Below are 22,493 nucleotides of genomic sequence, written 5' to 3'. Positions count from 1 at the left end.
ATCAAGTTCCCAGAAGCTGCTCGAGCCGCTTTATACGTTGTTGAATAGTCAGATCAATTGGCGATAATTCTGGCCGTGATGATGCGCTACTCTGTTGTTGTTCAGCCGATAATGTCATGGCATCGCCACCCGCTGAGAGCTGGCGCAATCGCGCTACATCGGACGCCGATTTTTCAATGGGTAGAAACAGCACCGGGCACAATTGACTCATTTCTGACAGTATCGCCTGTAAGCGCGCACACTCCTCCTGCGAGGGCCGTAGCTGTGCTGGCTCAAAGGGGATCAGCGCCAGCTCCTCTTGCGCATCGGTAATCTCTGCCTCAACGGTGGTAGCTTCTCTTAGCGCCGCAGGTCGTGCATCCGCTGATAGTGCCGCCAAGTTTGTTAGCCCCGTCAATGCATGACGAATATGTATTTGTACCGCGTCAGCAATTGCCACTGGCCATAACCGAGTAAAAATCAGATACACCACCAGATTGCCCAGCAAGATGCCGAGCACCCTGTCGAGGGCTACCCCCATATCCGTGCTTGGCCCGAAGCCTTGTAGCACGGTAAGCAGGAAAGCCAGCCCTATCTGCACACCGGCATAGGCAATACGTTCGTTGCCACAGGAGACCCAAGCAGCCAATAGCGTGCAGCCAAATACCAGTGCCATCAATTGCCCAATATCATTCAGGTGGGGAATAATAAACATGATCGCCAGCACCCCTATCAGCGCCCCAATCAGGCAGCCAATAATCCGTAACACCAGTTTATGCACGGTCTCGCCGGTCGTCCCCAGCGCCGCAACATAGCAGGTGATCATGGCGGTATGAATATCCTGCCAATCCAATGCGCTATAGATCAGATAGCAGATAAGCGCCGCTGCTGTGGTTTTCAGTGCAAAACGCTGATGGGCGGGGTTAGTCAGCGCGTCTGCGGCAAAAAATGAGGATTTAGGGGCATCCAAATCTGGCCCAATATCACCATTCGCCAGTGCTATCAGCGCGTTGTTGATCTCATCGATTTCAGCGCTCGCACTCTTAAGCGCAAAGTGCGGGGGAACAACAAGCCGCCCCTCAGCAATCGCCTGCGCCACATCACGACAGTAGGCCGCAAGCTCAAGGCGCGCACTCTCAGGTGAGGTGGGGGGTAAAGCCGATGTCGCCAGCAGCAATCGGTAACTGCTGGTTACGGCACTCTCAAGCCAGATGGCCTCGGCACAGGGCCGCAGATGAAAGATACGGACAAAAAGCGCCCGCTGTTGATGCTCCTTTTGCCCTTCCTGTAGCAGTTGCCTCACTCCCGCCATATTGGTGACGTCCGGCTGCTGCAATGCCACGGCGACCCTGAGGAGTCGCTCGGATAAACTGGCGCGCAATAACCGCTGTGGCGCTCGGCCAAGGAGAAGGTTAAAGCCAATAATCAGTAACATCGGGGAAACCGCCATTAACCAGGCATACAACAGCCCCCGCGTTGCTACTTCACCCATCGGAATATTGCTGAGCAACGTCATCACAAATGCGATCACCAGCGCAATGATGCTGCCCACCGGGCCGAGTTTGCTGGCCGAGCCAAGATAGAGAAACAAAAACGAGCTGACGATCAAGGCCGCCATGCGCAGCGGCGCGGCTTCCAAAGTGAAGTGGATAAGCAGAAATACCAGCCCGACAACCAGCGACACCAGTAGGGTGATGGCGATGGCCATCACCATGCTCTCTACGCCATCCGGCTTCATAACGAAAATAATAAGATAGCAACTGAGCGCGGATTCCGGGATGCCGTACACCATGGCAACCATCGCCATCAATGCACAGAGCGCAGCTACCCGCCAGGTCATCGCGACTCGCCCGGGGAAATAGGCCAAATCCGCCTTTGCCTGACGGATTATGCCGCCAAGTGTACCGTCAGCAACCGTCGTCATTGCGCACGATAACCACAGCAGTCGCCCCAATACGCATCAGCTCCTCCGGTGGTTTTTCCAGACTGATTCTCACTGGGAAACGCTGGACAACACGCACCCAATTGAGGGATTTCGGCACATAAGGCAGGCCACGCGGGATATTCAGCATATCCTCGGAGCTAACGCCCCAACCAATCCCCTCAACCCGCCCCTCAATTGCGCGCTGACGATCCGCCATGACATACACGGTGGCGCAATCCCCCACTTTGATATGCTTCAATTCCGTTTCGCGGAAAAATGCTGAGGCATGCCAATGTTCGGTATTGATCAGTGTAAAAATAGCCTGATCCGGCACCACAAACTCACCAGCAGAGACAGTCAACCCCACAACCCGACCATCATGGGGCGCGCGGATTTGGGTATTCGCCAGTTCTCGTTCGGCAATAGCCAATGCTGCGCGACGCGCAACGACCAGCGCTTCAGCGGCGGCGGTGCTGCTGACCAAAGCTTGCGCCGCAAATGATTGTTTCAACGCCTGTTTTAGGCTGACCTCGGCATCGTGTTTTGCCGTTGCGGCATCATCGACTTGCTGAGCGGTAACATAGCCCTTGGGTAGCAGAGGTTGCAGCCGTGCCAATGTCTGCGTCGCTAATTTGAGGTTGGCTTGCGCCCGAACAATCTGCTCATCGGTAATCGCTGCATTGGATTGTTCAGCGACGACAGTCCGTTGCTGTGTATCACGGGCCGCCTGTGCCATTTTCAACTCAGCCTGCGCCTGTTCGACTTGCAGGCGATAGAGATCTGGCTCAATGGAGAACAGCAGGTCGCCACGCCGAACCTTGCTATTTTCCACCACATTAATGGCGCTAATACGACCAGGAACCGAGCTGGCAATATGCACCACGCTTGCTCCCAGCTCAGCATCCTCAGACAGCGGATTCAGTGTGGTCTGCCGCACTGAAAGCCATCCTGATATCACGGCCGCGACCATGATAACGCCCGCAACAATCAGCGCCAGTTGCCGCTTGCCCCCACTCCCTGGTAGTTTATTCATCATTATCATTCATCGCGTAAACAGTAATAGGGAACAGATAAATGCCACTGCCAGCGCCAGGCAGACATACACCAATAGCCGCCATGGCAGCACCTCATCAATACCAACACGAATAAACAGAACGCGAGCAATCACCGCCGTGATTATTCCGATAAAAGCGCATGCCATCCAGGAGGGGAAATAGGAGCCGACTAATGAAAATGAGGGGGCCTCAGCACCCGAGCATCCACTCAGCGCGATAGCTGAGAACAGACCCCATGATCCACACCATGGCGTCTGTTTTATGGTGCTTAATAACTTGCCGAAAAACCACTGCGGCTTCCTGAGGGAAGTCATATTATTCATTGAATAACCTTAATTAACACGCGACACTCCACCAGAAAACCGGGTTGATTAGCCTAAGCCGCCGCTACTGTTCGTTTCCCAAGGTATTTTTAAAAATTTGCCCATCTTTCATGATTAACCGAAATGCTTTCTCTGGCTGGGCAATGAGTTGGATATCATCGAGTGGATTACCCGCGACCAGGATCAAGTCAGCAAACGCACCATTCTCCACCACGCCCAACTGACCGGGATAGGGATTTCTTGGGCCAGAGAGGGCGCAAAGTTCAGCATTAACACTGGTCGCCATTTTGAGAATTTCAAGCGGTGAATACCAGCGAGTCAGCTTAGCCAATTGTGCGCCCTGCCGGGTTGCCAGCCGAGCATCAAACAGCGTATCAGTACCCCATGCCGTCTTGATGTTATATTTTTTCGCCAACCGGTATGCCGTATCTGTACCGGCAACCATTTCGAGTTGCTTGGCACGCGACGCCGGACTGGCCATGGGCACCGCATCCTCATCGTCGAGGAAGGGTTGCAGGCTCCACCAGATGCCTTTTTCTGCCATTAACTGGACAGTTTGCTCATCCACCAACTGGCCGTGCTCAATGCACTTAACCCCGCCTTTGATAGCCATAGTCACCGCTCGGGCAGTGTAGGCGTGGACCGTCACATAAGTACCCCAGTTTTCAGCGGCCGTGACCGCCGCCTGAATTTCTGGCACTGACCCCTCGGTCACACTGATGGAGTCATACATGGAAGCCACACCACCGCCCGCCATATATTTGAGTTGCGATGCACCGCGCATCAATTGCTCTCTGGCCCGCAATAACACCTGATCAACACCATCAGCAATGGCGGTCATACCCACGCGCTCGGCATAACTCAGCGGATCTGACGGCGTATGGGGCAACTCGCCAATCAAGCGAAAATCGCCGTGCCCGCCGGTTTGCGTGATGAATGCCCCCGAAGGGAAAATACGTGGGCCAGTCGCCACCTGTTCGTCGATTGCCCGTTTCAATCCAAAAACCGGCCCCCCCATATCACGCACGGTGGTGAAACCCCGCATCAATGTGGCATTGGCTTCAGCAATAGCCAGTGCCTGGATATAGTTAAAGTCGGCCGTCATGGCGGTCATCATCGACGGGCGAGCCATAATTGCGTGCCAGTGCGCATCAATCAGCCCCGGCATCAATACACCACCACCGCCATCAATCAGCTCCACATCCGGCGACAGCGGTGCATTCGCAGGCTCTACCGCCTTGATCTTGTTACCCTCCACTAATACTCGTAACCCATCCCGCAGTTGGTCCGAAACACCATCAAAAACACGAACATTAATGAAAGCCTTGACGGGCACAGCATTGGCGGCGATAGCTCTTTTTTGTCGTGATGTTTCCGGCACCGCCGCTGTGACAGTCGCCGCAGTAATGGGGGCTGATTGCGCGGCTTTCTGGGAAAATAGTGTATTGATGCGCGCGAATACGGGGCTATTACAGAGGCAACCTTCGCCATGAGTGTGGGGGAGCTGAATTAATGGCCTGTGAGACATAAATCTCTCCTGTATGAACAGTTCGCCGAATCAATAATCAGAGAGGCGCGATCTCAATCATAGAGTAAAGCACTATTATAGTTGCTAAAACCAAATATAAATAAATTAAATTTAGGCGACAGCTGTAGATTGTTGATGACAAAAAAATCAGTGATTATCTATAGTTGCGAACCAGCGCACTATAATTAAATAGCATTTGTGGCAGCACTATTAAATCCGTGAAAGCTATTATGTCGTATCAGCATAATTAGATTTTTTATAAAAGAAATAGTGATAACAACTGTCAGTCACTTTATTTAGCAGAAGCTCTAGCGGTAAATTTTAGAATGGGTATCACGCAACGTGAGTGCTAACTTGAAGGGGGCCGATTAACGGCTAAAACTAATAATGAAAGGTGCTCACCCTGTGAATTGGTCACGCTGTCACTGCCCACACGGGTTGTCAGGACACTCACATGGGTAGAAAGAAGTAAAATGAACTTCTGTTACTTATCCATTGCTCAACTATTTCATTCGTATTCATTTTTTTATGATCCAGTCATTTTGCGGAGTAGGTAAAAATATCTGAGTACCGCCGCCATTTAGTATTGGATTTGTCCCTTGAGTGCCAGTTTGGGCTGCTGCTGCACCTTCGTAGTACGTTGTACCCTTAGGTATTTTTATAACGGCTTGATTTTGGAACGTGTTTCCCCACTCAGGGAGAACCGCGCTATATAGCTGAGATTGTAGCGGCCCTTTTGATGGTTCTGGTGTCCAATAACGACCATCAGCTTTCGCAGAACCGCCATAATTCCGATATAGATAAATATCCGTTTCCGCAACTTTTTCAGCATATGTACCACTTCTGAATGTCGAAGCTGGCGCACGTTGAACATTTGGGTTACCGAGTCCGGTATTACTGATGCTGAGCAACTGGAAGTCAACGCTGCGCCCGGTGTTATTCGGTTGCAGTACAGAGAAGTGGGAGTTTTTAGGGCTTAAAGACAGTAACCCCGGCTACTATTGGTCGGGGTTGTATGTCAGATAAGAGCCAAACTACTTCAGACTGCTTTAGCTGTAGACATATAAGTCAATGGAGCTTTCCGCGCCGATATCACCTAGAAATTTGTTCGTTTCTGCCGACCAATAAATGGATGGCTTTTCACCATTTTCTATCTCTATTAAGAGAGATAAAATGAACGTAACAGCATATTTTTCTTTTATTTTCTCTAGGATTTCAGTTTTATCTTTGAATAAAAAAAGCAACTTTTTTGTCTGTTCATTAACATCATAAGACTCTTCCTTTTCTGTACATACTGACCAACTAGTCTCTGTACTAGGTCTTTTTCTTGTGCCACTGATAACACCTTTGATATAAATTTCAGAAGGTTCTATTTGTAGCATGGCTGTTATTTCTTCTGGGTCAAAAACATCCCCACAAATAGAAAACTCAGCTTTAACTGTTGTTTTTTCCATGTAACTATCCTATTTTTTGATAAATTCGCCAGTTGGAATGCCTTCACCTGTGCCGCCCTTTCTAAAGATCCATAGCTGCCCACTGTCTTTATCAACGTAAATATCATAAAGCTTGATTTCCGCTTTAGCACCTAAGAAGTCTTTTTTGATTTGATGAGCATCTATTTCATTATTTTTTAGGAATTTATCATCGGCAACTTTTATGTTGGAGGGTTTTTCAGCTCCATTGTCCTGTCCATCACTTACCATATGGTTAGGTAGGTCAGGTACAGCTTCAGTATTACCCGTGTTGTTTGGTGATGGGTCTACAGTTTGGTTTCCACCTGTATTATTTGGCCCTGTATCAGTCTGACCATTATTGTTACCTGTATGATTCACGCCCTGTTCTGATAATTGGTTTCCGCCCGTGTTGGTTGAGCCAGACCCTGCTATCTGATCACCACCGGTAGCGTGCCCTCACTCACCGCCGCCTGAGTGGTGCCTTCCGCATGACCGCTCCCGCCCAGCCCTGACAGCGCCACACTGCCCAGATTGCTCAGCAGGTCAGACCCCACCGGGCCACCGCTGCTCAGGCTGCCGCCCTGATGCTCGGCCTTGAAATCGGCTTTATTTTCAATATTACTGAAGCCCAATGTGCCGGTGTCGAGGCTGTTTTTACTCTTGTCTGCGGTGCTGGCAATCACCGCGCCATCAAGCTGAGTGTGTTCACTCACGGTGATATCAAAGCCACCTTTACCGGCGTAGATACCACTCTGCTCCTGCACCGAGTCATAATTGCTGTGCAGTTTGTCACGACTCATGCTCAGGTTGGCAGAGCCACCGCCGCCGACCACCGCGACACTGACGCCGCCGCTGATACTGCTCTGTTTCGAGTCATAATTATCACTGTCCTGCTGGCTTTGCAGCAGCAGGTCGCGGCCGACATCCACCTTGACGGTTTCACCGCTCGCCTGCGCGCCTATCAGCGAAGTATCACGCCCGCTGTGCAGTGACAGCGTGCCGCCACTGTCGAGCTGGGTTTCACTCCAGAAGGTGCCGTCGCCGTGCTCATTGCCCTGACCTTTGTTGGCATTGGCAAAGATGCTCAGGCCACCGCCGGAGCTGCCGAACCCCAGACTGACGCCAATGTTGCCGCCACTGCTGCTGTTACTGCCGTCGGTTTTTTGGGTATTGGCGGCACCGAGTAGCAGCAAGTCACGCGCCGCATCCAGAGTGGTATCGCCGCCAGCTTTAAGCTGGCTGCCCGCAATCAGGATATCGCCGCTGTTCGCCGCGCCGCCCTGTCCGGTCGCGTTGATGGTCAGGTTGTTGCCCGCAGTCACTGTCGAGCCGCTGACACTGGTCTGTTCCTGATGTTGCTGCGAGGCCGATTTTTGTGAGCCTAATGAGGCGCTGATACCAAACATGCTGGCAGTATCACTGATGCCGAACAACTGGAGGTGACCGCTGCTCCCGGTGTTATTCGGTTGCAACGGTTGGGAGTTGGAGGATTTGAGGCTTAGGTGTAAAAATCCCGCCGTGAAGGGCGGGATTTCAATTGTCAGATTGCTATGCGCCTGTTAGGGCGCGGCAGGTAACAAAGCCTTATAGGCGCATATGAAAAAACCCCGGCTATGCCGGGAGATATTTATTACTATCAAATATAATTAACTATGAGTTTATTTATTTCATCTCGTAGCTGATCATCATTAAACTCATACTCCTCACGATCTTCATCTGGGTTATACATATCAGCCAGACAAAATATACTTGATAAACACTCACTTATCTTCGCATCATAGTTAAGTATATTTTTGTTATCTCTTTCTATACGCCAAAGCTCTATATATGCTTCTGAAAATACTGTTGCTGACAATCTTTCAGCAACAAAAGATCTAGCAAAGTCCAAAAGTAAGTAATTCATCTTAAAACCCCATTTTTCATAAAGTTATCATATTGTGGTGTCCCAGGAATGACTTTAAAACCTGTAATAAATTCACCTGTTTTATCAATAATAACTGCGTTATTTGTAGTAGGGTTAAAAAATACTTTAGAGTCTTTCACAAAACCATAAGTACCCTTTTCAAAGGTAGTAGTATCATCCATATGATTTTTAATTGCAGTCTCATACTGCTTAAGTGTTTCAGAGTTTTTCTTTGTGGTAACAACATCAAAATCAACTGCATGTTTGAATTTTTTATCTAACTGTTTGGTGCTGAAAACGATGCTATCAGAGGCAATTACAGCGCCAACATCAGGCAATTTCTTACCCGGCAGGAAAAGGCCTGCCAGCATTCCGCCTGTTGCTTCAAGAACAAGCTGGTTACCTTGAGCCGCTTCTTTCACCTGTCCTGCAACCGCTGACTAGGTTTAACTCTTCATCAGGGCTTTCAGCGTATCTGCCGCAGCCTGATTTTTACCCGCCAGATCGTTTAATGCCTGAGTGCAGTACCGCCTGCGCACCACTGAGTGCCGCTTTAACACCTTGCAGCGCAGACAGTCGGCCATTGCTCTCTTCACTGGCCTCTTTGGCGGTGGTGACCGCGGTATTCATCGCGCTGCCGACTGCACCGGACAGTGCCAGTGTCAGGCCGCTACTTTTTTGCTCGACACTATGGGTCTGGCTGCTTTGATTTTCCGCCGCCAGAATAGTGACGTTTTTACCGGCGATCATGCTGGCATTGCCCAATACCTGACCGAATCCGGAATCACCGATGCGGGACAACTGGACGTCACCGCCGCTCCCGATGTGATCAGGTTGCAGCGGCGAGAGTTGGAGTTTTTAGGACTTAGATACAGTAACCCCGGCAAAAGCCGGGGTTACTGCTTAGTTACTTTCTATCCAGACTTGTTTAATCCAGCTTGCCAAATCCGGCCATTTCTCATCACTATAGCCATCTGTCGTCCAGTATCTAATTTGGCCGTCAGGAACAAGGCAATAATAACTACCGTTATCTTCACAGATAGGTAACCAACCTTCTGGTAGCCCCTGCTCTTTCGCATCACGTAGCGCCTGAGCAAGCTCACCGTAGTAATTCCCATCTTTAGTAACCGATAATAGCTCAACTGTTCCATAGAAGACGTTGCTGACCTCTTTTAGAGCTTTTTTATAGTCTTCTGGAAAAGTAAAACCAATATTTTTTTCATAGCTCGCTATTAATGCGTCGTCAGGTAGTTCTATATTAAGAATTTCACCACCTGACAAAATCTTTAACTCATTAATTACTTTGTCGATATCACTATTCATATGTTCTCCTACTTAAGTCCTGCAGCTCTTTCCTTCCAATAGTTAGAACGCCATTTATTAAACTCAGCACGGTTAATGCCAGAAGGAATACTGTTATCGTTGATATGGATAACTTCATGATTTTCCTTATGGAAAGATTGAGTGGCTTCAGCAATTGGCCCATCTTGTCGTTGCAACATATGATGGAGATTCACAGGGTTACCATCAGTACCTATTGGTGCCCTACCTGCATCCATTAGCTGGAGATTTGTTTTTCCAGACTTTGGATCCACATAGTGAGGATCGAACAAATCATGCCGCTGATAGACCTTATTACCATTAAATTGTATTGGTTCATCAGACCAATATTTTCTTTCCTGGCCGAAGTACTTGGCGCTACTAACTTCATCGCTGGCCTTATTGAGTAATTTCGACGCTTCAGCAATATCACCTTTTTTCAGTGCTGTCTCTGCTGCCTTGATCGCTTTACCCGCGACATCACCTGCACCTGGAATAAACCCTATCACGGCAATCAGGTAATCCAGCGTACTCTGGGCTTCCGCAATGCTCTTGATATCACCGATGATGGGAACGAAGTCTATCCCAAAACCGGCGGCACCTTTCAGCAATTCGTCGCTATTGGCCTGCATTTTGGCTGAACACGCATCGGCACTTATTCCCGCACAATTCTGAGCTTTGAATTCCTCCACCGCTGCTTCGATTTGCTTTTGTGCATTCTGGTATTTCTCGGCCTGCGATACACCAGAGACTTTCTGATCAACGATCTCACCCAGCGCATTATTCTCAACCGCATTTTTCCCTGTCTGTGCACCGGCAACCGTATCAGCGGTGCTGTCGCCGGTCAAGCCACCGGCCAGTCCTGCTGACAGTGTCGCCAACGCGCTGACCGTCTGCTTCTGATCTTCACTGAGATTGTTCTTGTCCCAGCCCATTGCCGCGATAATCGTCGGGGCCATCAACTCGGCAGTGACCGCGCCAGCCGCACCCGCCAGCGCACTGTTGCCACTGGCATAGGCGGTGACTGCACCCAATACGGCGTGCGCCATGGCGTTGGCTGCCTGATTATCTCCGGTGCTTTTCTTAATCACTTCAGCCAGATACGGCGCAGAAGCCCCCACCAGTGCCTGCGCCATATTTCCTCCGGCCAAGCCCTGTATGGCTGCTGTCGCGGCCTGAAGCCCTTGTTGCAGTGCGCTGCCGGTGCCGTATTTCTTCATTTCGGCTTTGTATTCTTTTGTCTCACGCAAGGCTTCCGCATCGCCTTTCAACTCAGGATGGCGTTTCAAAGCCTCCTCAAGCCCGAGGATATCCCCCTGTGTGCGCGCAATATCCATCGCCTGCGCACTAATTTCTCCTATCAGCTGCGCCGCCTTCAGCCGGTTTTGCTCTTTCTCTTTATCAAATATTGGCCCGATGCTGCCATTGGCGTTGTCGGTATCCCGGCTCAGGTCATCGACACTCTGCTGCTGTTTATCGGTATCACGGATGGTGATGTTGCCCTCAGATACCGCCGCCTGAGTGGTGCCTTCCGCATGACCGCTCCCTCCCAGTCCTGACAGCGCCACACTGCCCAGATTGCTCAGCAGGTCAGACCCCACCGGGCCGCCTGAACTCAGGCTGCCGCCCTGATGCTCGGCCTTGAAATCGGCTTTATTTTCAATATTACTGAAGCCCAATGTGCCGGTGTTGAGGCTGTTTTTACTCTTGTCTGCGGTGCTGGCAATCACCGCGCCATCAAGCTGAGTGTGTTCACCCACGGTGATATCAAAGCCACCTTTACCGGCGTAGATACCACTCTGCTCCTGCACCGAGTCATAATTGCTGTGCAGCTTATCTTTACTGATGCTCAGGTTGGCCGAGCCGCCACTGCCCACCACCGCGACACTGACGCCGCCGCTGATACTGCTCTGTTTCGAGTCATAATTATCACTGTCCTGCTGGCTTTGCAGCAGCAGGTCGCGGCCGACATCCACCTTGACGGTTTCACCGCTCGCCTGCGCGCCTATCAGCGATAGTATCACGCCCGCTGCTGAGCGACAGTGTGCCGCCTGTGTCAATCTGCGTTTCACTCCAGAAGGTGCCGTCGCCGTGCTCTTTTCCCTGCCCCTTGTTGGCGTTGGCAAAGATGCTCAGGCCACCGCCGGAGCTGCCGAACCCCAGACTGACGCCAATGTTGCCGCCGCTGCTGCTGTTGCTGCCGTCGGTTTTTTGGGTATTGGCGGCACCGAGTAGCAGCAAGTCACGCGCCGCATCCAGAGTGGTATCGCCGCCAGCTTTAAGCTGGCTGCCTTGCACCACAATATCGCCGCTGTTCGCCGAGTTCCCCTCACCGGTGGCCGTCACGCTCAGGTTGTTACCCGCCGTCACTGTCGAGCCGCTGACACTGGTCTGTTCCTGATGTTGCTGCGAGGCCGATTTTTGTGAGCCTAATGAGGCACTGACGCCGAACATGCTGGCAGTATCGCCCCCTTGCGCCTGCACCAGTTGGCCTGCTTGTACTGCCTGCACGCCCGATAGCGCTGCTTTGGTGCCCTGCAAGGCGGCCAGTCGCCCGTCGGTCTCTTTGGTGACTTGCTGCGCAGTGGTGACCGCACTGTTGACGGCACTGCCGACCGGGCCGGACAGCGCCACCGTTAATCCGCTCTGTTTGCTCTCGGTGGTGTGCTGTTGTGACAGACTGTTCTCTGCGGCGGTGATCGCCACATCCGCGCCTTTCAGGGCGATGTCTTTGCCCGCGATCACCTCGCTGCCGTGGAGGGTCAACTGATCGCCGGCCTCAAGAGTGACATTGCCCCCCAGACTGCCCGCCGTGCTGCCAACATTCGTCAGGGTTTGCGCCTGATCGGTGGTTTTTTGACGGTTACTGCCCACCGTAACACCAATGCCGCCGGTGCTCATCAGGCCCGATTTTTTCTGCTCGAACAGGTGAGATTCGCTCTTGCTTTTCCGCGCAGTGCCGCATGAACATCACCTTTACCCCCGAACCGATCCCTGAACTGACACTGACAGGCGGCACGTTGGCCGCATTGGGATTTACCACTGGCACCCCGTTGCAACTGACACGCCAGCATCACATGCTCTGGATCACTGTCGTCACCGACGAAGCCACCTAGGAAGTGCTGTGCGAGGCCAGCCAAGACCGCCAAGATTTAGGGGCAGATTGGGTACGGGAGAACGGCGAGTTGGTGATTGCTGGCGACTGGCTTACTGAGTCTGGCATTACCGACGCGGAACAACTGGAAGTGACCGCCGCGCCCGATGTGCTCCGATTGCAGCGGCGTGAAGGGGAAGTTTTTAGGGTTTAGAAGCAAAGATCCCGGCCAACTGGCCGGGATCTTTCAGTTCATTTGTTTATATATATGCTTCAACCATTCCTCAGATGAAGACCATTCATTAGGGTAATAATAACTACAATCAATTTTGTTAAGCAGGATGTCCTGTAATTCATCATCTGGCAGAGAAAGTGCCAGCAGATAATCTATTTCAGCCTTCATCTGCAACCGCTCTTCCGCAGTCTCAGTAGCTTTATAAGCTGCCAATGTTTCATCTGCATTACCAAACAGCACCTCAAAATCCTGGTTAAAGTAACACCTTAGTAGATATGACAAAGAAGGATATTTTTCGTTAATAATCATGGCGTTGGATATCCAGTAATAATTTTATACCCTGTTGGCATTGAAGGATCTCTTGCAATGATAATTCTAGCATTCGTCACTGAAGAGACATTTGTAGAACCACGAGAGACACTAATACCAATCGGTACATTGGATTGATAATCAATCTCTAAATATCCTTTCTGGCTACCAGAAAGATAACTATCGATTTTAGCCTGATTGCTATCAATTGCCTTGCTTGTGACTGCTTCAGCAGTAGCCCTATCTGTGAATGAGGACGCTGATTTAACATTACCCGTTGACACTCTATTTAATAGCTCCGCTTCTGTTTTTCCAACATGCCTATCGATTAGGTGTCCACCTGCCGCTTCATGAGCAGCTAATCCCCCACTAGGAACTATTGAGCTACTCGGTCCGCTTGGTAACTTAGCAGCCTCAATATCAGGTATTTTTTTGCCCGGCAGGAACATACCCGCCAACATTCCGCCTGTTGCTTCAAGAGCAAGCTGGTTACCTTGAGCCGCTTCTTTCACCTGTCCTGCAACCGCTGACCAGGTTTCACTCTTCATCAGGGCTTTCAGCGTATCTGCCGCAGCCTGATTTTTACCCGCCAGATCGTTTAATGCCTGAGTGCAGTAACTGTCTCCCATGGCACATGAGGTGAGCGCCATCGCTGCATCAGCGCCGTAATCTGCTCCGCCTAATATCGCATCACCTGTGTCAGCCGTCGCATTAATTATACTGTTAACGATAGCGGAGAGTGTGCCTTCACCCAGTTTGTCTCTTACCTGATCTTTCAGGTTGCTCGTAACCTGCTTAACAGACTCACGGGCTTGATCTCCACTCAGGGAGTTATTCTCCACCACCGTTTTACCGGTCTGCGCCCCTGCTACTGTATCCGCTGTACTGTCACCAATCAATCCACCCGCCAATCCTGCCGCCAGTGTCGCCAGCGCCGAGACCGTTTGTTTTTCCGTTTCGCTCAATTCGCTAACCGGCTTGCCGTAAGCATTTATTGCAATCATGCCTATCAGTTCGCCTGTCACCGCGCCACCCGCACCAACCAGCGCGTTATTACCCTGTGCCGCTGCCAGTGCGGCATTAACCGCCGCATGTGCCAGTGTGCGCGATACCGGATCATCAGGCAGGGTATCGGCGATAAGTTTAGTGATATACGGCGCAGCACCCCCCGCCAGTGCCGCCGCCATATTGCCGCCAGACAGCCCCTGTACCGCCGCCGTCGCAGCCTGTAAGGCGCGTTGTACCGAGCCTCCTGTTCCGAACCCGGAGTCATTCAGCGCCTGATTGTATGCCGTGTCATACGCCTGTTTCCGGATGGCGTCTGCTGTTACCGGTTTGCCTTCTCTCTCCAGTTTCGCTTTCGCCGCCGCCTGTGCATCCGGGTCGTTCTGTTGCTTTTTCGCCGCCTTGGTCGCCACTATCGCGCCCTGTGTGCGCGCAATATCCATCGCCTGCGCACCAATTTCTCCTATCAGCTGCGCCGCCTTCAGCCGGTTTTGCTCTTTCTCTTTATCAAATATTGGCCCGATGCTGCCATTGGCATTGTCGGTATCCCGGCTCAGGTTATCGACACTCTGCTGCTGTTTATCCGTGTCACGAACTGTAAGCGTGCCCTCACTCACCGCCGCCTGTGTGGTGCCTTCCGCATGACCGCTCCCGCCCAGTCCTGACAGCGCTACACTGCCCAGATTGCTCAGCAGGTCAGACCCCACCGGGCCACCGCTGCTCAGGCTGCCGCCCTGATGCTCGGCCTTGAAATCGGCTTTATTTTCAATATTACTGAAGCCCAATGTGCCGGTGTCGAGGCTGTTTTTGCTCTTGTCTGCGGTGCTGGCAATCACCGCGCCATCGAGCTGAGTGTGTTCACCCACGGTGATATCAAAGCCACCTTTACCGGCGTAGATACCACTCTGCTCCTGCACCGAGTCATAATTGCTGTGCAGTTTGTCACGACTCATGCTCAGGTTGGCAGAGCCACCGCCGCCGACCACCGCGGCACTGACGCCGCCGCTGATACTGCTCTGTTTCGAGTCATAATTATCGCTGTCCTGCTGGCTTTGCAGTAACAGGTCACGGCCGACATCCACCTTGACGGTTTCACCGCTGGCTTGCGCGCCTATCAGCGAAGTATCACGCCCGCTGCTGAGCGACAGCGTGCCGCCACTGTCGAGCTGGGTTTCACTCCAGAAGGTGCCGTCGCCGTGCTCTTTTCCCTGCCCCTTGTTGGCGTTGGCAAAGATGCTCAGGCCACCGCCGGAGCTGCCGAACCCCAGACTGACGCCAATGTTGCCGCCGCTGCTGCTGTTGCTGCCGTCGGTTTTCTGGGTATTGGCGGCACCGAGTAGCAGTAAATCTCGTGCGGCATCCAGGGTGGTGTCGCCGCCGGCTTTAAGCTGGCTGCCTTGCACCACAATATCGCCGCTGTTCGCCGAGTTCCCCTCACCGGTGGCCGTCACGCTCAGGTTGTTACCCGCCGTCACTGTCGATCCGCTGACACTGGTCTGTTCCTGATGTTGCTGCGAGGCCGATTTTTGTGAGCCTAATGAGGCACTGACGCCGAACATGCTGGCAGTATCGCCCCCTTGCGCCTGCACCAGTTGGCCTGCTTGTACTGCCTGCACCCCCGATAGCGCTGCTTTGGTGCCCTGCAAGGCGGCCAGTCGCCCGTCGGTCTCTTTGGTGACCTGCTGCGCAGTGGTGACCGCACTGTTGACGGCACTGCCGACCGGGCCGGACAGCGCCACCGTTAATCCGCTCTGTTTGCTCTCGGTGGTGTGCTGTTGTGACAGACTGTTCTCTGCGGCGGTGATCGCCACATCCGCGCCTTTCAGGGCGATGTCTTTGCCCGCGATCACCTCGCTGCCGTGGAGGGTCAACTGATCGCCGGCCTCAAGAGTGACATTGCCCCCCAGACTGCCCACCGTGCTGCCAACATTCGTTAGGGTTTGCGCCTGATCGGTGGTTTTTTGACGGTTACTGCCCACCGTAACACCAATGCCGCCGGTGCTCATCAGGCCGGATTTTTTCTTCTCATACAGGTGAGATTCACTCTCGCGCTGTTGCGCGGTGCCGATGGTGAGGTTCTCTTTCGCCCGCAGGCTAACATCATTGTCGGCCACCACATTGCTGCCGCTGACCGCAATATTTTTGCCGCTGATATCAAGCGAACCCGCCGAGAGCATCGAGCCGACCGCCAGCGTCTGGCTAATACTGTCTTCGGTGTGCGTGGTGGAGCTGGAAGCCAGACCTTTGTGCTTACCGGTATGAATGCGCAGTTCATCATGCTGTTCGGTCTGTGTAGTCAAGGTGACATCGCCGCCCGCCGCCAGCTTCAGCGCGCCGTCAGTTTGCGCCTTGCTGGCGCTGAGGGTGATATCTTTTGCCGCCTGTAAATTGATATCGCCCGTGGCATTTAACTGGCTACCCAGCAGGGTTTCATCATAGAGATCCACTGAGTCGCTATGGAGCTTAGTGGTAGCTTTACCGGTGACCTGTAGGCTGTCGGTCGCCGCGCTGAGGTTAATATTCTGCGCCTGCACATCAATAGTGCCGGCATTGATGTTGGCCCCCACGGCGGTCAGATTATCAACCTTGGCGGTCAGCGCACCGCCGACATTCACCTCACTACCCAGATGGCGAATATGTTCACTGCTGGCGTGGCCATAACCATAATTTGCACTGATCTGGTCGCGGGTTTGTACGGTATTCAGCAGCCAGTCGCCACCGGTATTGACCTGAAGATCCTTGCCGACATTGAGGCCCGCGCCTTGCATGATAAAGTCACGATCACTGTTGATCACCGCATTATTGGTGACATTAATACTCGCCAGCTGCCCGAGGATGGTTTGATTGCGCAGCACTGCGCCATTGCTGCTGAGTTGTTCACTATCAGTGCGCAGTATCAGATCACGGCCGCTATCCAGTTGCAGATTGGTGGCATTTAGCCGCGCGCCGGTCAGATCAATATCACTGTTCAGTGTGCTGAGCTGCATATTGCCGCCCGCCTGAAGCAGGCCGCCATTGCTGGTCAGAGTGATATCTTTGGCCATGCTGATTTGCAGGTTATTGGTGGCTTTAATCGCCCCCTGATTGGTTAACCCCTGCATATCAGTCAATTCGATATTATTGGCGGCAATCAACGCGCCATTGGCCTGCAGGTCACCCGGTTTCACCCCCGCCAGATAGACCACCGGCACCAGCACAGTTTGCCCGGCCACTTCGCGGGTCTCCATCAGCACAATATTGCTGGTTAATGCCGCCATCTGCTCAGCACTGAGGTGGGTGCCAAGGGCAAGATTGAATTCGTTGCTGTACTTGAGGCCCGCCGCAAAGAGTTGCTCGAACTGCGCCTGCGCATCACTGTAGCCAGTGGCGACGGTTTGCCCGGTCAACGCCAGCACCTGATCCCGCACCAGACGCTGCTCATAAATATTGTCCCCCAGACGTTTGTGGATCACTGAAGGGTCGTTATTCAGCTGCTGGAGCACGTAGTCCGAGCCGCGCCAGTTATTTAGGTTGGCAAACGCAGGGTTGGTCTCTATGAGGTAGCCACCACTCACTGCACGACCAGGGGTAGCAAGGTTGGTGCCGCCCAAGTTGGGATCAAGGGGCGACGGGTTATTGATACTGCCAAGCGAGAGGTCACCTTCCGGGCTTGGCGCGTAGTGGCCTTTGTCTGTATTGAGTTGATACAGCCCACCGCTGGGAAGTGTTAGCGAAATACCGTCAAACTCGACAGCAATCTCTTTGCCGGTATTGTCGCGATCACCCGGTGGGGTGGTTGCGCCGGAGTTTGCCCCATTGTGAATAGTCGCCCCACTGCCACTAATGGTTTTCGCCGTAAGAGTGGAGGCGTATTGGTTGGTCGCGTGCTCCCTTACCTCTGGCCCCCAACCGGTGCCCCACAAATTGCCTTTGTAGGTGCGGTAGCGCCACTCACCGGTGGAGGTGGTTCTTTCGATCAGCCGTTGTGCACTCCCCCAACCATCTTGGTTTAGGGTGACACTCGAGAGGTCAATCTCGCCTTGCGCACTGATTTTACTCCAGTAATTTTCCAGTGTACCAACATGAGGCGTTAAGCTTCCTCCCGCTAACAGTTGCGCTTCAGGGCTGATTTTATCGATGCTGTTTTTGGCGATAGTCGACGTATAGTTTGTGCCAATATAGTCGCTGTTCATGGAGCCGCCATGGGGTGGTTCAGCATAGCGCCCGCCGGGGATGTCGGGGTTTGCTGCTGTCCAGTAAGCTGTTCCACTCTCCGTTCCAGCCGCAACGAAATTGCTATTAGCGGTGAGAATATGGCGGCGATTGGTCAGTGTCGTGGCGTAAACCAGCAGATCTTTGCCGGATTCAATCAGACCGGAAATGTTGAGCACCTGACTGGCCGCCAGGTAATTGCCGCTATTGTCTAATGCGCCAGCAAAGATAACCTTGCCCATCCCTAAAATGGTGGTGCTCGGGGCGCTGTCTGTGTTGGTGACGGTATCACTGTTTTCAATCACCGGCGCCAGTAAAGCTAAGGTGCCGTTCTCATCGGTGGCCCCGATCAGGGCATTAGGGCCGGAGTTGGTGATGCGCTCCCGTGCCTTGAGTGTGGCCTCTGCGCCAATAATGCTGCCGCGGTTGAACAAAGTGGTGGAGTCGGTACTGAGTTTTCGACCTGCCAACAACTGCCCATCATTGGTTAAGGCACCATGAGTGGTAAAGGTTAAATCTCGACCAGCCTGCAGTGTAGAACCGGCCAGATTATTGAAATCACTCAGTAAACCAATGGTCAGATCTTGACTGGCGGTAACTTTACCTGCGCCGCCATCAAACTGACCAAGATTCAATGAGATGTTATTCGCCGCCAGCGCACCACCTTGGTTATTGAGGGTTTGACCTGCATTAGCGCCCGCGCTGATGGTCAGTGAGCCAAGGGAGATGATGTTGGCGCGCTGCGTGCTGACATCACCACTGTTGGCGATAATATTCATCTCACGGGCTTGCGTGTGGCTATCGGCAAGACTAACCCGGCTACCGGTTAACGTCATAGCCCCCGCGGCGAGGGTTTGCCCTTGCGCGATTAAGTCCTGACCGGTGGTTACCGCCAGATCACCGGCATCTGTCAGGCGACCATCACTCTGCACCCCAGCAGCCAATAGGCTGGTGCTGTTGCTATCAAGGCGCTGTGCATTGACCGCCACATTGCCTTTAGAGAGCAGGGTGCCACCGCGGTTATCCAGATAGCCCGGCAGATTCAGATTGAAATCTGTCGCTCCGGTTTGCGCTATCACACCGCCAAGATTGGAGAGTGATTGCGCGGCGAGGGTTATCTGTTCGGCAATCAGGTTAGCCTTATCGGTGCGCAGCAATGTGCTGGTGTTGGCCGACAGCTGCGTCGCCGCTTTAACCACCGCTTCAGTTAAGGTGATATCTGCCGATTTGGCCGCCAGGGTGATTGCATTAGCCTGAGTCTGGCTGCCAGTTAAATCAAGTTGGCTACCTGACAGCGCCAATGTTCCTGCGGCGATATTTTGCCCTTGAGCAATCAAATCGTGTTCAGTCGTGATAGTTAAATCACCGCTGTTGGCGTGGCTACCGTCTGCTGTCAAACCCGCCGCTATCAGGGACGGAGTGCTGCTGAGTAAGTCGCTGGCACTCAGTTGGAGGTTGCCAAGTGCGGCAATGGAACCGCTGTTATGTACACTTGCGCCAGACTGCCACTGTAGTGCGCCTGCGGTATAAACGGAGCCGGAGTTAACCGCATTACCCTGCACGGTTAGCTCACTGTTCCCCGCGCCATAGAGGCTGCCGCTGTTATCCAGATTGCCCTCAGTTAACAGGTGTAAGTCCCCCTTGGCGGCATAGAGGCTGCCCTTATTGGTCAGGTTACCGGTGACAGATAGCCCCATGTGGTCACCCGCACCGTACAGGGTGCCGCTATTGTTGAGATAGCCCTGTGTGGATAACTGCATATCCCCGCGAGTTTGTACCACACCGCGATTATCCAGATTGCCAGCAGAGACTAAAGTCAATTGTTGTTCGGTGTAGATCTCACCCAGATTTTCGGCATTTCCGTTAACAGTAAATTGCCCAACTCCGGTTGCATAAAGAGTTCCGCTATTAAATAGGCTATCGGTGTTCAATGACAAATCCCGACCGGCCAGTAGGGCGCTGCTGTTATCGGCATTGCTGTTGCTGATACTGAGCGCCGTGAGTTGCATATCTCGCCCGGCTTCCAGTTTATACTGGTTAATCAGTGCTCCACTGGTGTTAAAGAGCAGATCACGCCCCGCTGTTAAACGTGCGCCAGCTTGGTGAGTGAAATCACTTTGCAGCCGAATCCACATGTCGGTGGCGGCCGCTATTTCCCCTTTGCTGCTATCCAGCCTGGCGAGATTGAGCTGGATATTATCCGCATGTAATTTACCGCCGCTGTTATTCAGTGTTTGTTTCGGGTCTGCTGCGGCGGTGATCGCAAGAGTTCCGGGTGTCATCACGGTCGCGTCTTGAGTAGAAACATCGCCGTCACGGGCAGTGATGGTGATATTGCTAGCTTGAGTCTGGCTACCGGTCAGATCAACCCGGCTACCTGTTAATGCCATGGCACCTGCGGCCACATTTTGCCCTTGAGCAATCAATACCTGACGGGTGGCGACATTAAGCTCCCCACTCTGGGCCAGCTTGCCATCGCTCTGCACACCTGCGCCCAGCAAGCTGTTGCCGCTGCTGTTCAAGCTCTCGGCTTGCAACGCGAGTGTGCCGCTAGAGAGGATTTTGCCATCCCGGTTATCAATATAACCCGGCAGATTCAGATTGAAATCTGTGGTTCCGGTTTGGGCTATCACGCCGCCGACATTAGAGAGCGATTGCGCGTCGAGGGTGATTTTCTCGCCAATCAGGCGGGCATTATCTGTGCGTAGCAGAGAAGCGGTCGCGGCTGACAGGCGCTGGCTGGCGGATAATTTGGCTCCGCTGAGATCAATTGGCCCGCCTTGCGCGCTGAGTGTGAGATCACGGCTCTCAGTTTGGCTGCCGCTCAGATCGATGCTGTGCGCATTCAATAGCTGCGCCGTGCCGCTCACATTTTTCCCCTGCGCGGTAAGCTTACCGCTGGCGTCGATACGCAAGGTGCCACTGGTAATAGCGCTGCTGTCGGACTTGACGCCCGCACCCAGTACCGAGTCGCGGCTGCTGTTCACCTCTGCCGCGCGCAGTGAGGTGTCACCCGCCGCCGCGATAGTACCGCTGTTACTGAGCTTACCGGCGGTGGTGAGCTGGGTATTGCCCTGCGCATAGAGCACCCCCGCGTTCTCTATGCCGGCTGCGGTATTCACCGCCAGATGTTGAGCACTGTTAATCTGGCCGCTGTTTACCAGCATGCCATCCGCCGTGATGGTGATATCGCCGGCTGACGCGCCTATCTCGCCGGCATTGCGCACGCCAACACCGCTTTCAGTGCCAATCAGGCGGATTTTACCGGCGTACATGCCACCCAAATTGGCGACATCCACCGCCACAGTGGGGCGCGGGCTGCCATCGGCGGCTTTGGCGCTAATATTTTGGTGCGCGGCATCCACCTGATTGCGCCCGGCGGTGACTTTCAGATCACTGGCCCAGATGCCGGCATTGACTTTGACCGAGCGGGCAATCAGGTCGGTATGATCCTGACGGCTGCTGTCCAGCCCTTTGCCCTGAATGATGATTTCACCGCGATCCACATCGTAACCGGTGAGCTGGCCGTTATTGAGCAGTACCTGACCGGTGGTCAGGGTGGCGCGGTTGGCGTTGATAAAGCCGCAGCCCTCACAGGTAATGCCCGCCGGATTGGCGATAACCACCTGCGCCTGGCGTCCGGCCACTTCGATATAGCCATTGAGCTTGCTGGGGTCACGGCTGTTGACTTCATTGAGGATAATACTGGCCTCACCCCGCGCCAGCGACGGGTTGCCATTGATAAAACCGCCGAGTTGGGTCTGGTTAACCCCCTGGCCGTTATTGAGGATCACGCCGCGATTATCGACATCAAACTGGCTGTAAACGTTGCGCGACACCCCGCCGCTGCTCGGTGCCTGAATATTGACCTGTGGGGTGCCGTTGGCGCTGCTGATAATAGTCGGCTGTTGATTACCCGGCGCACTGCCGTCGGCAACAATATTGGCCTGAGCGGATAACGAGACGCAGCCCAGTGCCAGTAGCAGGCTAAAGCTCAGCCGCGATAAAGCAGTGACACAGCGGTGCTGAGTATGACCAACACCTGACGAGGGCGACGAGGCGGCCCGACCGGACGCGGCGATATCCGCCACCACCATCAACAGCCCACGCGCCTTGTTGAACACGATACGATACAGGTTCTTATTCATGGTTCATCCTTGATGAATGGGGGGA

The 22,493-nt window shown here is 53.2% G+C and carries 14 protein-coding genes and 3 pseudogenes; 1 reads left to right on the top strand and 16 read right to left on the bottom strand.

Features of this window, described 5'->3' with window-relative positions; all coding sequences use genetic code 11:
* Position 1: 1 nt before the first annotated feature.
* The 14 genes and pseudogenes from FFE93_RS03565 to FFE93_RS21915 all read right to left on the bottom strand — a co-directional run bounded on the left by FFE93_RS03565 (position 2) and on the right by FFE93_RS21915 (position 12,387).
* Positions 2-1,903, bottom strand: a complete 1,902-nt coding sequence (locus FFE93_RS03565; protein WP_032896912.1) for an FUSC family protein — start codon at positions 1,901-1,903, stop codon at positions 2-4.
* Positions 1,887-2,936 (bottom strand): multidrug transporter subunit MdtN, encoded by a 1,050-nt coding sequence (gene mdtN / locus FFE93_RS03560; protein ID WP_032896960.1) that lies wholly within the window; start codon positions 2,934-2,936, stop codon positions 1,887-1,889. The genes FFE93_RS03565 and mdtN overlap by 17 nt, the downstream gene beginning before the upstream one ends.
* Before the next feature lie 9 nt (positions 2,937-2,945).
* Entirely contained in the window at positions 2,946-3,281 is a 336-nt protein-coding gene (locus FFE93_RS03555; RefSeq protein ID WP_005272121.1) for a YtcA family lipoprotein, read from the bottom strand.
* A gap of 64 nt (positions 3,282-3,345) precedes the next feature.
* Positions 3,346-4,809 carry a metal-dependent hydrolase family protein gene (locus tag FFE93_RS03550; protein ID WP_138774774.1) on the bottom strand — a complete coding sequence of 488 codons (1,464 nt, stop codon included), beginning with the start codon at positions 4,807-4,809 and terminating at the stop codon, positions 3,346-3,348.
* 518 nt (positions 4,810-5,327) lie between these two features.
* The gene (locus FFE93_RS03545) at positions 5,328-5,720 is read right to left on the bottom strand and encodes a hypothetical protein (RefSeq protein WP_138774773.1); all 393 of its coding nucleotides are present in this window, start codon (positions 5,718-5,720) and stop codon (positions 5,328-5,330) included.
* 138 nt (positions 5,721-5,858) lie between these two features.
* Complete coding sequence (locus FFE93_RS03540; RefSeq protein ID WP_054873063.1) at positions 5,859-6,263, bottom strand: DUF4279 domain-containing protein; 405 nt, start codon at positions 6,261-6,263, stop codon at positions 5,859-5,861.
* Between the two features lie 9 nt (positions 6,264-6,272).
* Complete coding sequence (locus FFE93_RS03535; protein WP_233420404.1) at positions 6,273-6,641, bottom strand: polymorphic toxin type 33 domain-containing protein; 369 nt, start codon at positions 6,639-6,641, stop codon at positions 6,273-6,275.
* A gap of 62 nt (positions 6,642-6,703) precedes the next feature.
* Positions 6,704-7,681, bottom strand: a pseudogene (locus tag FFE93_RS03530) (hemagglutinin repeat-containing protein); the annotation flags it as partial.
* Between the two features lie 218 nt (positions 7,682-7,899).
* A complete protein-coding gene (locus FFE93_RS03525; RefSeq protein ID WP_032899259.1) occupies positions 7,900-8,166 on the bottom strand; it encodes a colicin immunity domain-containing protein in 267 nt (88 codons plus the stop codon).
* The gene (locus FFE93_RS03520; protein ID WP_226714024.1) at positions 8,163-8,588 is read right to left on the bottom strand and encodes a colicin D domain-containing protein; all 426 of its coding nucleotides are present in this window, start codon (positions 8,586-8,588) and stop codon (positions 8,163-8,165) included. Before FFE93_RS03520 ends, FFE93_RS03525 begins: the two co-directional genes overlap by 4 nt.
* A 103-nt stretch (positions 8,589-8,691) precedes the next feature.
* Positions 8,692-8,967 (bottom strand): annotated as a pseudogene (locus tag FFE93_RS03515) (hypothetical protein); the annotation flags it as partial.
* A 102-nt stretch (positions 8,968-9,069) separates the two neighbouring features.
* Positions 9,070-9,489 carry an SMI1/KNR4 family protein gene (locus FFE93_RS03510; RefSeq protein WP_005279994.1) on the bottom strand — a complete coding sequence of 140 codons (420 nt, stop codon included), beginning with the start codon at positions 9,487-9,489 and terminating at the stop codon, positions 9,070-9,072.
* A gap of 8 nt (positions 9,490-9,497) precedes the next feature.
* Positions 9,498-11,558, bottom strand: a complete 2,061-nt coding sequence (locus FFE93_RS03505) for an HNH/ENDO VII family nuclease (RefSeq protein WP_409994330.1) — start codon at positions 11,556-11,558, stop codon at positions 9,498-9,500.
* The gene (locus FFE93_RS21915; protein WP_409994329.1) at positions 11,473-12,387 is read right to left on the bottom strand and encodes a hemagglutinin repeat-containing protein; all 915 of its coding nucleotides are present in this window, start codon (positions 12,385-12,387) and stop codon (positions 11,473-11,475) included. The genes FFE93_RS03505 and FFE93_RS21915 overlap by 86 nt, the downstream gene beginning before the upstream one ends.
* A 62-nt stretch (positions 12,388-12,449) precedes the next feature.
* Between FFE93_RS21915 and FFE93_RS21835 the strand changes: the two are divergent.
* Positions 12,450-12,794, top strand: a pseudogene (locus tag FFE93_RS21835) (hypothetical protein).
* Positions 12,795-12,827: 33 nt separating this feature from the next.
* Here the strand turns inward: FFE93_RS21835 and FFE93_RS03490 are convergent.
* Together FFE93_RS03490 and FFE93_RS03485 are read right to left on the bottom strand one after the other, a co-directional pair.
* Positions 12,828-13,124: a contact-dependent growth inhibition system immunity protein gene (locus tag FFE93_RS03490; RefSeq protein ID WP_226714023.1), complete on the bottom strand. Its 297-nt coding sequence runs from the start codon at positions 13,122-13,124 to the stop codon at positions 12,828-12,830.
* Complete coding sequence (locus FFE93_RS03485) at positions 13,121-22,468, bottom strand: hemagglutinin repeat-containing protein (protein WP_186367691.1); 9,348 nt, start codon at positions 22,466-22,468, stop codon at positions 13,121-13,123. The genes FFE93_RS03490 and FFE93_RS03485 overlap by 4 nt, the downstream gene beginning before the upstream one ends.
* Between the last annotated feature and the right edge of the window lie 25 nt (positions 22,469-22,493).

The organism is Yersinia sp. KBS0713, from assembly GCF_005937895.2.
Classification (GTDB): Bacteria; Pseudomonadota; Gammaproteobacteria; order Enterobacterales; family Enterobacteriaceae; genus Yersinia; species Yersinia bercovieri.
Note: the sequence above shows the minus strand (reverse complement) of the source record. Positions and strands in the feature narration are given on the sequence as shown.

What these genes read in the sequence shown, in the direction of transcription:
- FFE93_RS03525 (WP_032899259.1), bottom strand. Translation starts at nt 8,166, where the DNA reads ATGAATTACTTACTTTTGGACTTTGCTAGATCTTTTGTTGCTGAAAGA.
- mdtN (WP_032896960.1), bottom strand. Translation starts at nt 2,936, where the DNA reads ATGAATAAACTACCAGGGAGTGGGGGCAAGCGGCAACTGGCGCTGATT.
- FFE93_RS03490 (WP_226714023.1), bottom strand. Translation starts at nt 13,124, where the DNA reads ATGATTATTAACGAAAAATATCCTTCTTTGTCATATCTACTAAGGTGT.
- FFE93_RS03510 (WP_005279994.1), bottom strand. Translation starts at nt 9,489, where the DNA reads ATGAATAGTGATATCGACAAAGTAATTAATGAGTTAAAGATTTTGTCA.
- FFE93_RS21915 (WP_409994329.1), bottom strand. Translation starts at nt 12,387, where the DNA reads ATGAGCACCGGCGGCATTGGTGTTACGGTGGGCAGTAACCGTCAAAAA.
- FFE93_RS03565 (WP_032896912.1), bottom strand. Translation starts at nt 1,903, where the DNA reads ATGACGACGGTTGCTGACGGTACACTTGGCGGCATAATCCGTCAGGCA.
- FFE93_RS03555 (WP_005272121.1), bottom strand. Translation starts at nt 3,281, where the DNA reads ATGAATAATATGACTTCCCTCAGGAAGCCGCAGTGGTTTTTCGGCAAG.
- FFE93_RS03485 (WP_186367691.1), bottom strand. Translation starts at nt 22,468, where the DNA reads ATGAATAAGAACCTGTATCGTATCGTGTTCAACAAGGCGCGTGGGCTG.
- FFE93_RS03540 (WP_054873063.1), bottom strand. Translation starts at nt 6,263, where the DNA reads ATGGAAAAAACAACAGTTAAAGCTGAGTTTTCTATTTGTGGGGATGTT.
- FFE93_RS03550 (WP_138774774.1), bottom strand. Translation starts at nt 4,809, where the DNA reads ATGTCTCACAGGCCATTAATTCAGCTCCCCCACACTCATGGCGAAGGT.